This window comes from Arenibacter aquaticus (assembly GCF_003957295.1).
GTDB classification, from domain to species: Bacteria; Bacteroidota; Bacteroidia; order Flavobacteriales; family Flavobacteriaceae; genus Arenibacter; species Arenibacter aquaticus.
This window is the reverse complement of the sequence record NZ_RQPJ01000008.1, coordinates 106463-118565: the sequence shown is the minus strand read 5'-3', so window position 1 is coordinate 118565 and position 12103 is coordinate 106463. Positions and strand designations below refer to the sequence as shown.

The window sequence follows — 12103 nt, the reverse complement described above, 5'->3', positions numbered from 1 at the left end:
ATAAAAGAAAGTAGCAACACTTAAATCAAACATTATGAAAACAATGAAATCAATCATCGGGTCACTATTAGTCATGGCCCTGTTTATTCCGCTAGCAGGTTATGCACAAGAAGGCAATTATTTTACAGTTACCACTTGGAAACTTAATATTCCCGAAAATGGAACAAGAGCTGAACTGAATGACCTTTTAAAGGAATTCTCTGAAAAAATCACATTTAAGAACGATAAGATTATTAGTGAAAGGGTACTACATCATATATCTGGATCAGATTTACGGGATTTAGTTGTTATTAGTGAGCATGCCTCTTGGAATGATATTGACGCAGCTGCAAACATGCAAAATGAACTGATGAAAACTGCATGGCCAGATGAAGAGGAGCGCAAGGCCTTTTTTCAGTCTTGGAACAAATATGTGGTTACCCATTCTGATGAAATATATCAAGAAAACCCAGAATTGACCAAAAAATAAATCAAATCCAGACCAGATCGGCTCAATACGGCCCGTCTGGCCCTAAAATCCTAAAATATCATGAAAAAATTGATTTTTATTGGACTTACAATAGCCTTAATAACGGGTTGCCAGGAAAAAACACCGCAACGGTACAGCCAACAGTCTCCACAAATTACTACCGTGAAACAACTTATAGGAAACTACAACAACCAAACCTACGACACCAGTTTCTATACAGATACCTCTAAAACATATTACAATACCAAGGACAACCCATTATCTCCCGAAGAAACCATTGCCTATCACAAGGAAATGGATAAAAATTATTCTGAAAGAGGTTTTCTAGACCAAGACCAAGAATATGAAATGGTAGTTACAGATAAAGGGGAGACTTGGGTAAATTGTTGGCTAGATTGGAGGGGTACACTGTCTGCCAATGATCAAGTGATAGACATTCCCATACACCTCACCTACCAATTTATTGATGGAAAGATTGTCAGGGAGGTTGGGATGTGGGACCCAACTGAAGTTGTTTTGGCGCTTCAGGAGATGGAGATGAAAAACAGTATGTCTGCCGATGAAAAACAAATTCAAGCAACAATTGACAATATCATAAAAGCTTGGAATACCAATGACAAAGACTTAATGTATGCCAATTTGGCGAACAATATTGTTAGGACGGATAATGGGACCATCATGGCAAATAAGCCATCGGACTATGGTGATTTTATAGACATCTACCATGGCGCCTTTCCTGATTTTAAGGTGAACTTGGACAAGACCGTCATTAAGGGCAATAAGGCTTACATGAATTGGTCATGTACCGGCACCAACACCAAAGATTTCATGGGTAATGCGCCCACCAATAAAAAAATTGAGACACACGGTTTTAGTGTTTGGACCTTTAATAAGGAAGGAAAAGGGGCTAAAGAAGATGCCTTTTATGATAATATGGCAGTCTTTACCCAACTGGGATATTCCATGCCTGCCCCTAATTAATTATAACCAAAACCTTAATACCAACATGAAGATAAAAAGCAAATTAACAATGGGAATCTTGATACTTATTCTTGCAATAAGCCTAGGTTGTAAAGAGAAAACAATCAATGAAGATACAGAGCAATCAGAAATTGCCATTGAAAAGGAAGCTCCTGAATATTTTCTACTACGTCCGGAGGTTGAAAAAGCCTATGGCTATTCACATGCCGTTAGGATTGGTAATATTATTAGGGTTTCTGGGGCTGTAAGTATGGATGACGAAGGGAATCCCACGGCCATAGACGACATGGAACAGCAAATGAAAAATTGCTATTCTGATCTAGAAAAAGTTTTACAACATTATGGATGCACCTTTAATGATGTGGTAGTAGAAAATGTGTTCACTACCAATATGTCCGGGTTTTTGGAAGTTGCGGCCTACAGAAATGAGATCTATAAAAATCAGTTCCCAACAGGATCATGGCTAGGCGTCAAAGAATTAGCTCTTCCTGAATTTATGATCGAAATAGAATTGGAAGTACATAAAGTGGAATAATACAAAGATACATTGATGATCAAATTAATCATGTAATTAGGTCACGGAACACAGTTAACGACCTTTGAAGGAAAAAGAGTCGCCCCATTTACGCAAGTCTTCCTATATGAAGGGAATTGCTCAATTGGGCTAATTTAAAAATGCTCCCAAAAATGGGAAGACTGCCTATTGCCGTTTGGCTGAATTTAGGTTTTCAAATTCAAAAAGGATAAAAGCTACAATGACGTCATTGGAAGGACAAGCCACTGCAGCCTACCTAACTAATATTTGCCAAAGGCGGTGTAACAATAAAGGTAGGCGAGATTGAATATTATTTAGTTTGAATTATTTAGTATTCCAAGAATTAAAAAGTTCTCCTTAAAAGTATGGAGAACAAAATCTGTCAAGAATAATCTTAAATAATAATTAAAATGAAACAATCCATTGTTACCCGTCACAAAGTAGGAAATATTGACACTTGGTTAAAAGGACATCAGGACCGTGTTAAATTGTTTTCCCCTGTAGTATCCAGTTTTAAGACCTTCCAGGACACCAATGACCCCAATTCAGTGGTATTGGTTTTTAAAGATGCCGATCTGGATAAGTTAGGAGCCATTATCAACGACCCCAAGAACAAAGAAATTAAAGAGCGCCATACCGTTTTGGAACCAATAACAATATCCCTGGAAGTATCCCTTTAAAAGAATGATATTGCCGGAATTTCCAAGGTTGAAAAATGTCAAATATTAAATTCCATTCAATTGACATTTCAGGTATTAGCATATATAATACTTAAAATGTAAGTATTAAAATTATTAGAAATAACAGAAATATTATTTATGGTTTACTACTGGTTGCACTTGCTCTACATTTTTGTTTGCTCAAAATTATTGTGGAAGGATGTAGATCTGATATCGGACCAAAGTAGAAATCGAAGGGTTAGCTTATTGGATTGTGATACTTTCAGGTATATGTCCAATGCAAAATATGCATATTATATGGACTTTATTCGATTTGAAAAAATGTTCCGTTCAAAACTATTTGCCAATACGGTTAAAAAAGGAATATATCCCGTTTTAGGTTCCCAAAAAATAATCTACAAAAGGCCAATAAAAATGTGGACTACCTTCAAAATCACCCTTGTTATGGAAGGTTGGGACAACAAATGGGTATACCACAGTCAGGTTTTTGAACAGCATAATGAAGTCTGTGCTATTGGCTATACCAAAGCTGCTTTTTGGAAGAATAAAAAGGCCCAGGATTTAAAAACGATACTCAAGAACTGTGGGGTCAACATAGTAGAAATGAAAGTACCTAAAGAGATACATGATCTATTTAATAGCGATTATGATCTTTTAAGAGGAACAAGGATTCAATAAACTAAAAAGCTATCAACAATGAAAACGGCAACACAGACAACAGTAGACCCTTCAAAGATCATGGAGGTTGGCACGGGATTTTTTGCCACAAAAACCTTGCTCACAGCCACCAATATGGAACTTTTCACCATTTTGGCCAAAAGGCAATTATCTGGAAAGGAAATCCAGTCTAGGTTAGGCTTGCACACCCGAAGTCTGTACGATTTTTTGGACGCATTGGTAGCCATGGGTTTTTTAAAACGAAAGGGAATTAAGGAAAAGGCCATATATAGCAATTCTGAGGATACCGATTTCTTCCTGGATAAGAACAAACCTAGTTATATGGGCGGTATGTTGGAAATGTGCAACAACCGATTATACCCATTTTGGAATAATTTGGAGGTTGCCCTGAAGACGGGATTGCCGCAAAACGAAACAAAAAATGGTGGGAAGCCAATTTTTGAGGCCGTTTATGCAGATCCAAATAAACTTAGGGAATTTGTAGGCGCCATGGCCGGGATACAAATGGGCAATTTCATTGCCTTTGCAAAAGAGTTCGATTTTTCCAGTTATACAACCTTATGTGACATTGGTGGAGCGGGCGGATTTTTGGCCGCCCAGGTAGCCTTAAACAATGTAAATATGCATTGTACCTCATTGGATTTACCAGAGGTAGAACCCATTGCCAAAGAAAACATCCGTAATATGGGACTAGGGAACAAAGTGGACATTAAATCCGGAGATTTTTTTACCGATGATTTCCCAAAATCGGATGTAATCACCATGGGCAACATTTTACATGATTGGGGAGCCAAGGATAAAAAATTACTTATCAAAAAAGCCTATAATTCCCTGCCTACAGGAGGTGCTTTGGTCGTCATCGAAAATATTATTGACAACGATCGACGCAAGAATGCATTTGGGCTTCTGATGTCCTTGAATATGCTCATTGAAACCACCGAGGGGTATGATTTCTCTTTTTTGGATTTTGATAATATGGTGAAGGAAATCGGATTTAAATCAACATCCTTGATCCCTTTAAAAGGCTATACCAGTGCAGCAATTGCCTTTAAATAATATATCGGAACATTGGTAATGTTTTGCGAAAGACACCCCATTATAACTATCTTTCAAAAACTTACATAAATATAAATCTATGCAACCTAAAACCAACCGAATAGAATCCATTGACATTTTAAGGGGCCTGGTCATGGTCATCATGGCCCTGGACCATGTTAGGGATTACTTTAACTATGGCTCCTTTTTTATTGACCCAACCGATGTGGCGACCACAACGCCCATATTGTTTTTTACACGCTTTATTACTCACTATTGTGCCCCTGTATTTGTTTTTCTTGCTGGTACTTCTGCCTTCCTTTACGGAAGGAAAAAATCAAAATCACAACTCTCCAAGTTTTTGCTTACAAGAGGTATTTGGTTGATTTTTATGGAAGTTGTGGTCAACAACCTAATATGGACCTTTGACCTAAACTATAGTTTTCCAATACTCCAAGTTATCTGGGCCATAGGATTTAGTATGATTTGTTTGTCGTTTCTAATCTATCTGCCCGATAAATTGATTCTAGCCTTGGGCTTTATTATAATTGCCGGGCACAACCTTCTGGACGGAACGGTAATGCAAGGAAATAGTCCTGAAGCCATTGTCTGGTACCTATTACATCAGAATCAAGTCGTGGTTCTGGGTCCCAATAAAATGATATTGTTCCACTATCCTGTTATCCCTTGGATAGGACTAATGGCCTTGGGTTATTGTTTGGGGCAGCTATATGTAAAAGACATTGACGCAAAATTAAGAAGAACATGGTTGTTGCGTATGGGATTGGGAGCCTTGGTGCTATTCTTGGTAGTCAGGGGGTTAAATGTCTATGGGGATTTGGTGCCCTGGGCTGTTCAGCAAACCAATACCAAAACAATTATTTCCTTCTTTAACGTTACCAAGTACCCTCCTTCCTTGGCTTTTGTTCTTATTACTATTGGGCCGGCCCTACTTTTCCTTTATACCATTGAAAATATAAAAAATGGGATTACCGATTTCTTTTTGATTTTTGGCAGAGTTCCCTTTTTCTATTATTTCCTCCACGTATTGGTAATCCATATAGCTGCAATTATTGGAATCCTAATTTTTGGGGGGAACTGGAAAGATATGATATTGACCGCCGATGTATTTATGAACGAAAAATTGGCCACTTATGGATATCCCCTTTGGATCACCTATATGGTTTGGATAGGGATAGTAGCTGCGCTATACCCTTTGTGCAGGAAGTATATGATCTACAAGCTTAATAATAAAGATAAATGGTGGTTGAGTTATTTATAATAATAATGTATCCACTATTTTATATTAATCAAAGATCTATTTTCTCCTCAAACCTCAACAATTACTTTTTTCTTTTGGGTTGTATAGATCCAAAACATTATGGTGGCCCCTAAAATAATTTGTGCACACTCCGGATAAGAGATCCCTTGCGGCAAGTTAAAGACGTCCAGGGAGAAAAGCATATAAGCACTGCCTACAATAGTAATAAAAATTGCTCGAAATAGATTTACCCAATACCAATGCTGCTATAGATAACAAGAAGGAAATCATTTAATTCATTTAAATTTAATATTATCAGTTTAATAGTGTATAAAGTGCAACCACTTATTCCAAATCTTCTAAAAATTCCTCTACGATATAAGCGTATGTATTGCTCTTTGAATGGGCAAAGCTATCTAGTTCCTTAGCGAGCAAGGAATTTTCTTTAACCAAATCCTCGACCCCCATGAGATAGGTTTTTAATTGATTCTTGGTCATTAGCCCCATATTGGCACTCAATGACAACAATACTTCCTTGGGAGCGGTTTCAAGGTGATTTAGTAACAAACTTCGATTATTGATGTCTATAGCATCAAAACTTTCCCAAAATGGAATTTGTAGGCTGTCGGAACGCCAAAATAGTTCTGGCAGGTTTTGTACTATATACGTCCGTATTAAGGGGATACTTTCCCTGAACATTTCTACAATCCGCTCTTTAAAGGCTATAAAATCGCCTTCCTCAAAAGACTTCAAGGCATACATTTGATAATCCACATCATTACTGTTTAGCATATAATGCTTCATCTCCAAGTTGAACAATCCGGCGGTATTATCCAACAGTTCTCGCTTAACTTCACCATGTGCAATATTCCAAGCCACAAAGCAGGAATAAAGAGCCCCATCTACTACGGACTCCTTAACCTCTGCAATGGTAGCTCCAGATGTGGCATCCACACCATCCGCTTCCGAAGTTGCTGGTCTTTCTACTAGCTCATCAATTTTTTTTCGTTTTAAGATAGAGTTGTCGTCCAACAACAATTGGTGCAATTTTTCGTAATCCGGATCAGTAAATTCCTCGTGATCATGCTTTGTAAGCTCTTGTCCCTCTACCTTGTCAAATCCTACATAGCCCCCTAACAAATTCCAATATAGGGTTAGGTACATTAATCTACATTCGCCATCCGCACAGACCGGTGTAACTATATCAGCGGTATAAAGCCTTGGCCTATTATTTTCATCCGTAAGCAGGCTTATGCTTTGATTTCCCATGGTCTCCACTTCAATAAAGAAAGGCGTTTGCTTTTTGGTCAATAGTGTTCCCTCTTCCCATTCCATCGCAAAATAATCAGGCCTTTTATCCAAGGTTTCGTCCTGGGAATTTACTACCCTTGGCAAGATCCCAATTTCTGACCACCAAAGGCCCAATCCAACAAATAGCATTATGACAATTTTCATTTTTATCATGCTTCAGCTCTAAATTTGAATAATTGGGCCATAAAATAGATGTTGGGTATAGCTTATTATTGTTTGGAATCAGGGATAGGGGTATACTTTTGATTTTCAATAAGTGTCAAATACTCGTCCAAATACCCGGTGTAGATATCCCTAGGATCTACCTCGTACTTCTTACATAGCGAGGCTGCAAAACCTACTGCCGCACCCATTTGTCCAGTGGTTCGCATTACCCTAGGCCCTCCTAGACCTACATGGGAGGTGCTAAAATTTCTACCGGCCATAAACAAATTACTAATATTTTTAGAGTATAGGCTCCTGTAAGGAATGTAGTATTTAGGTGTCTTATAAAAAAGGGCTTCGGAAATAAAATCAGGATTTTTCTCATCCTCTAAAACTGTTTGGTAATGAACATCTACTTCTCTGGTTTCCATCACAACGGCATCGTGAAATTTCTCTCCGGATTTGGCATCGTTCAAGGTAAAAATGTAGTCCCCTACCAATCTGCGGGATTCGCGTTTACCTACCAAATAAGATACCCACTCTAATTTTCGATTGGCGTTTTCAGCTTGTTTTTTGGCATTCGCAAAAGAGCCATAAATGGCCCGGAGCATATGATCGCGAATTTCCTCTGCATCATCTATTTGATTTAGGTCATTTCTACTAAATTCCCATTGCCATTCCCCTTTGACCTTTGCATAATCCCTTGCCACTGGCATGGCCCATGGTACTTCTGGAAAGTTTTCGTTTCCTTCTGCCTCGTAGGACCGCCAAAGTACCGATGATCCCATTACGGCATTATCTGGTTGTTTAGGGCTCCATAACTCCCCGTGTTCCTCCCAATGCTCTCCGTATTTGTCCACACTTTCCCTCCCATAGGTAAATTCGGCACCTGCCCAATATCCTATCCATCCATCTCCCGTTGAATCGATAAACAAGGGGGCTTCAAAGCGTATTCTTTCCCCACTTGCAGTTTGGCGCGCATCTACATAATTTATTCTATTCTCTATGGCTTTTGCATCATACGCCCTCCAATTAAGAAAAAGCGAAATATTTTTATAACTTTTCACATTATTATCCCTTTTCTCTTGATCCTTATATGCCTCAGGCGATCCATTAGGGTAATGTTCCGTGTCCAGTTTCTTTAGAATCCTTTCAAAATGGCCATATATTCCCAAGGTATGCACCCTAATTTCACTACTGGCATTACCTCCCAAAACGGGGCGATCGTGTATCAGGGCTACATTGAGACCTTGTTCGGCCGCGGCAATGGATGCTGCACATCCGGCTATACCACCTCCAACTACTACTAGATCAAATTTCTTGGTAATATTAGGAGCCAAAGGCTCTTGGGTAACTGTTTTCCTCCAAGTAGCCAACTTTTTCATGGATGAAGGCGGCTCTGCATCTGAGGTAGTAAAATAAATTGCATCTATCCGCCCGTTAAAACCTGTTAGATCCACTAGTTCTACGCTATTTTTTTTCTTTCTGATTGAAACCGTTCCTGCCAATTCCCATCCCCATCCAGAGCGCTGACCAAGGATACTCTGCAATACCTTATTATTTATTTTTAATTGAAATTTCCCAGGTGGCTCCCAATTTCCGGGCACCCAATTTTTGGTACGCACCCAAACCTTATATTCTCCATCTTTGTTAAAAATGACCCGGGTTTTTGCGTTTTCTACAGGAACTCCCATTCCATGGGCCAACAAATAGGGAGATCCCATTTGCTCAACAAATTGAGGGTCTACTACCCAACCTCCTTTATCCTCAAAACCTTCCGCTTCAATCAACATGTCTTGGGATACCGCTAAATTGATACAAAGCAAACTAAATGTCAATACTATTAATTTCATATTAATTATTTTTAAAATTCCATTGGAACCTTCATTAAATTAAACACTATTTTAATTACTATTTACTAACCCTTATCTTATTTATACTCCAACCAGGCCGTGGCTTTAGTGTTTTTATTGGCCACCAACCGAATCCATCTCGACTGAAAATTATGGGGGAAATTATATATCAAATCCTCTCCTCCTTTTATTTCAAATTCCTTATAGGTCATCCAAGGACCATGACCAATAGGCTCTACTTCTATTTTATAGGTAACCGTTTCTTTTGAATGATTGGAAATTTTGATACTCTTTTCATCATAAAATCCTATTAAATAAGGGTCTGAAGGTTGATTAGCCTTTACTTGGGTATTTTTCCAAGGACCCCCTACACCTACTGGTTTGCCCAACTTCCATAGGTCATCTATTGTTCCGGCCCAAAGCTTGGCTTTTCCATCAGTAGATTGAATAATGTGCTCTGAATCCCCAGAGTAATCAGATTGTATCCCTGTTAGTACAAACAGTCCTCTATAGGAAGCGTAGTCATGAATTTGCATATTATGGGAGGATACCGGTCTAATTTTGGCAAAGCCATCGGCATTCTCTGCTGGCAATTCATAAAATGTTCCTGAGCAATTGAATAGATCACGTTCTGTGGCTACCTCACGACAAATGCGCATGGCGCTATTTTCTGTTTTTTCCCTGAAATCTTCAACACCCATGGGCAGTCTCCAGCGCCTGCCTTTATCATCTACAACCAGCACTGAGGCCGCATCTACCGTCACCACATTTTTAGGTATAGACACCTTATCCCTCATAAAACTTATAGTTTTTTCATCCTCTTTTTTAACGAGGTTCAATAAGGAGTCCAGCTCATAGTACCCTGTCTCATTAAATTTAGTTCCCGAAATATTACCGGCCAACACCCCTAGGGTACGTCTATTATCCCCAAGAGCCCATAACAAGCCCCCATTACTCCCATTTTCCGAAATATTAGCTATACCTTTAAATATGGAACTGGGCGCATTGTTTCTAATTTCAGTATCCCCGTAAAAAAAATGTACCGTTGTTTTTGTTGCCCTATTGGGCTTAACGCGTACCCATTCCCCTATTTCATTATCTGTAAACATAATATGATTGGACTCGCCGGGACCCACATCTACCGATTTAATGGGGCCACATTCTCCCCTTCTTCAAGAACCAACACCACCTCATCTGCTTCCATCTTATTACTATGTGTGGAGCTCTTAGCAAAATCAGAAATAGATTGGGTAGCATTTCCCTCAAAAAATAGCCACAACCCCACGATAAGGGCTATTGACGCAGCCATGGAAATACCTATGGAATATTTCGTCCTCCGTCTTCTTGCCTTCAAGGAACGGACGGAACCCAGGAGCCTGGATTTTAAATGCTCCTTTTCCCTATTCGTTAATTTTACATTTCCCTCTGATTGTCCGTTATCCTCTCTCAAACTATACGATTTTATATGGAGCAACCACAATTAATGTGGCCCCTCTATTTACTAAAAGCAAAATTTTTCCATTATATAGACAATCAGAACAAGAAAAATAAAAAATCGCGATTTAAACAATCTCTATGCAGGCCTTATTATTTTAAACCCGATTCTGATTTCCTTGACTTTCTCGAATCCAATTAGTCTTCTATAAAAGGAATGGAAAGCACGTGTACCACTAGGCGGCATAACATACTTCAATGTGCTCCAATCATAAATCACCATGTCCATATTCGACCATTAACTTCCACAAAGCACAGGGACAAGAATTATATTTTTGGTAATTCCCATCCGTTGTGGTAGTGGGCATTTATCAAAGCGTTAGAGGCCTCATCCGAAAATTGTCCTGAATAATTATCCCAGTTTATCCTATTGCCCGTTTTAAAGGCTATATTCCCCATATGGCAAACCATGGCAGCATCATACCCTACCTTCAATGGCGCTTTTAATCTAGAGGCATCCCTGGATTTCACAGCTTCAATAAAATTCGCCGTGTGTTTATCAAGTCCGCTACCTTGGTTTTTTTGTAAAGGCATTCCTTGCATTTTATTTTTTTCGGCGATTACCTCCCAACCCTTCCTATCCAAAACAAGTGTTCCGTTGTTACCTATAAAGGCTATACCATGATTACGTCCGTAATTACCATTATCTATACCTGTAGCGTGTTCCCACAAAATTGAAAAACCATCATACTCATAAACGGTCTGCAAGGTATCCGGTGTCTCTGAAGCATCATCGGGATACGCAAACTTTCCTCCTAGGGCCATAACCGATTTTGGGGTGTTCGCCTTCATCCCAAACAGGGCATAATCCATTAGATGTACCCCCCAATCTGTCATTAGTCCACCAGCATAATCCCAATACCATCTAAAATTAAAATGAAACCTATTGGCGTTAAATGGTCTTTTGGGTGCAGGCCCCAACCACATATCATAATCCACACCAGCAGGAGCAGCCGTATCTGGTAAAACAGGGATAGAACCCATCCAGCCTTGATAGGCCCATGCTTTCGCCAACCGTATTTCTCCCAATTTTCCAGAATGTACAAAATTGATGGCGTCTACAAAATGGGGTTGACTCCTTTGCCATTGCCCAATTTGAACCATCCGATCACTGTTCTGAACCAAACTAAACATAAGATTACATTCCTCTATGGAATTGGCCAATGGTTTTTCGCAATACACATCCTTTCCAGCTTGCACCGCATGGGCAAGCTGTAAACAGTGCCAATGATCCGGAGTCCCTATTATTACGACGTCTATATCCTTATCGTCCAATAATTTTCTATAGTCCTTGTACCATCTAGGCTTTTTTATCCCTGCTTTTTGCAAGTCGGCAGTTCTATCATTTAAGACCCTATCATCCACATCGCAAAGGGCCACAACCTCCATCTCACTTATTTTTAACATAGACGTTAAATCATTAAATCCCATCCCCTTACACCCTATTAACCCCACACCAATTCTATCATTCGGACTAATATGCTTCCTAATAGAAGCCAATAGGTCCATAGGAAACAATAGGGATGCCCCGGTACCCATGGCCAAAAGGGAACTCTTTTTTAGAAATTTTCTTCGATTATTGATCATGACGTTTTAATTTTAATTGCATGAATATACAATTTATTCCAACGAAAAAAGCACCAACTTTCGGTTGGTGCTTTT

12 protein-coding genes are annotated in these 12103 nt (G+C 39.1%); 7 read left to right on the top strand and 5 right to left on the bottom strand.

Annotated elements, in window-relative coordinates; translation table 11 throughout:
• Positions 1-34: 34 nt before the first annotated feature.
• The 7 genes from EHW67_RS12975 to EHW67_RS12945 all read left to right on the top strand — a co-directional run bounded on the left by EHW67_RS12975 (position 35) and on the right by EHW67_RS12945 (position 5660).
• A complete protein-coding gene (locus tag EHW67_RS12975; RefSeq protein ID WP_126162819.1) occupies positions 35-469 on the top strand; it encodes a hypothetical protein in 435 nt (144 codons plus the stop codon).
• Between the two features lie 60 nt (positions 470-529).
• Positions 530-1450, top strand: a complete 921-nt coding sequence (locus EHW67_RS12970; RefSeq protein WP_126162818.1) for an ester cyclase — start codon at positions 530-532, stop codon at positions 1448-1450.
• A gap of 25 nt (positions 1451-1475) precedes the next feature.
• A complete protein-coding gene (locus EHW67_RS12965) occupies positions 1476-1985 on the top strand; it encodes a RidA family protein (RefSeq protein WP_126162817.1) in 510 nt (169 codons plus the stop codon).
• 410 nt (positions 1986-2395) lie between these two features.
• The gene (locus EHW67_RS12960) at positions 2396-2665 is read left to right on the top strand and encodes a hypothetical protein (protein ID WP_126162816.1); all 270 of its coding nucleotides are present in this window, start codon (positions 2396-2398) and stop codon (positions 2663-2665) included.
• A gap of 138 nt (positions 2666-2803) precedes the next feature.
• A complete protein-coding gene (locus EHW67_RS12955) occupies positions 2804-3343 on the top strand; it encodes an acyl-CoA thioesterase (protein ID WP_126162815.1) in 540 nt (179 codons plus the stop codon).
• Positions 3344-3361: 18 nt separating this feature from the next.
• Complete coding sequence (locus tag EHW67_RS12950) at positions 3362-4399, top strand: methyltransferase (protein ID WP_126162814.1); 1038 nt, start codon at positions 3362-3364, stop codon at positions 4397-4399.
• Between the two features lie 79 nt (positions 4400-4478).
• On the top strand, positions 4479-5660 hold the full coding sequence (locus EHW67_RS12945) for a DUF1624 domain-containing protein (protein WP_126162813.1): 1182 nt from the start codon (positions 4479-4481) through the stop codon (positions 5658-5660).
• Between the two features lie 324 nt (positions 5661-5984).
• Here EHW67_RS12945 and EHW67_RS12940 read toward each other — a convergent pair whose 3' ends face one another.
• The 5 genes from EHW67_RS12940 to EHW67_RS12920 all read right to left on the bottom strand — a co-directional run bounded on the left by EHW67_RS12940 (position 5985) and on the right by EHW67_RS12920 (position 12028).
• Positions 5985-7094: a hypothetical protein gene (locus EHW67_RS12940; protein WP_126162812.1), complete on the bottom strand. Its 1110-nt coding sequence runs from the start codon at positions 7092-7094 to the stop codon at positions 5985-5987.
• A 65-nt stretch (positions 7095-7159) separates the two neighbouring features.
• Complete coding sequence (locus EHW67_RS12935; protein WP_126162811.1) at positions 7160-8947, bottom strand: FAD-dependent oxidoreductase; 1788 nt, start codon at positions 8945-8947, stop codon at positions 7160-7162.
• 77 nt (positions 8948-9024) lie between these two features.
• Entirely contained in the window at positions 9025-10056 is a 1032-nt protein-coding gene (locus EHW67_RS12930; RefSeq protein WP_126162810.1) for a hypothetical protein, read from the bottom strand.
• 29 nt (positions 10057-10085) lie between these two features.
• On the bottom strand, positions 10086-10397 hold the full coding sequence (locus tag EHW67_RS12925; RefSeq protein WP_126162809.1) for a hypothetical protein: 312 nt from the start codon (positions 10395-10397) through the stop codon (positions 10086-10088).
• A 311-nt stretch (positions 10398-10708) separates the two neighbouring features.
• Complete coding sequence (locus tag EHW67_RS12920; protein WP_126162808.1) at positions 10709-12028, bottom strand: Gfo/Idh/MocA family protein; 1320 nt, start codon at positions 12026-12028, stop codon at positions 10709-10711.
• Positions 12029-12103 lie beyond the last annotated feature (75 nt).

Bases quoted from the DNA above. Each gene is read 5' to 3' on its own strand.
- EHW67_RS12960 (WP_126162816.1), top strand. From the start codon at position 2,396: ATGAAACAATCCATTGTTACCCGTCACAAAGTAGGAAATATTGACACT.
- EHW67_RS12965 (WP_126162817.1), top strand. From the start codon at position 1,476: ATGAAGATAAAAAGCAAATTAACAATGGGAATCTTGATACTTATTCTT.
- EHW67_RS12950 (WP_126162814.1), top strand. From the start codon at position 3,362: ATGAAAACGGCAACACAGACAACAGTAGACCCTTCAAAGATCATGGAG.
- EHW67_RS12935 (WP_126162811.1), bottom strand. From the start codon at position 8,947: ATGAAATTAATAGTATTGACATTTAGTTTGCTTTGTATCAATTTAGCG.
- EHW67_RS12955 (WP_126162815.1), top strand. From the start codon at position 2,804: ATGGTTTACTACTGGTTGCACTTGCTCTACATTTTTGTTTGCTCAAAA.
- EHW67_RS12970 (WP_126162818.1), top strand. From the start codon at position 530: ATGAAAAAATTGATTTTTATTGGACTTACAATAGCCTTAATAACGGGT.
- EHW67_RS12975 (WP_126162819.1), top strand. From the start codon at position 35: ATGAAAACAATGAAATCAATCATCGGGTCACTATTAGTCATGGCCCTG.
- EHW67_RS12930 (WP_126162810.1), bottom strand. From the start codon at position 10,056: ATGTTTACAGATAATGAAATAGGGGAATGGGTACGCGTTAAGCCCAAT.
- EHW67_RS12945 (WP_126162813.1), top strand. From the start codon at position 4,479: ATGCAACCTAAAACCAACCGAATAGAATCCATTGACATTTTAAGGGGC.
- EHW67_RS12920 (WP_126162808.1), bottom strand. From the start codon at position 12,028: ATGATCAATAATCGAAGAAAATTTCTAAAAAAGAGTTCCCTTTTGGCC.
- EHW67_RS12940 (WP_126162812.1), bottom strand. From the start codon at position 7,094: ATGAAAATTGTCATAATGCTATTTGTTGGATTGGGCCTTTGGTGGTCA.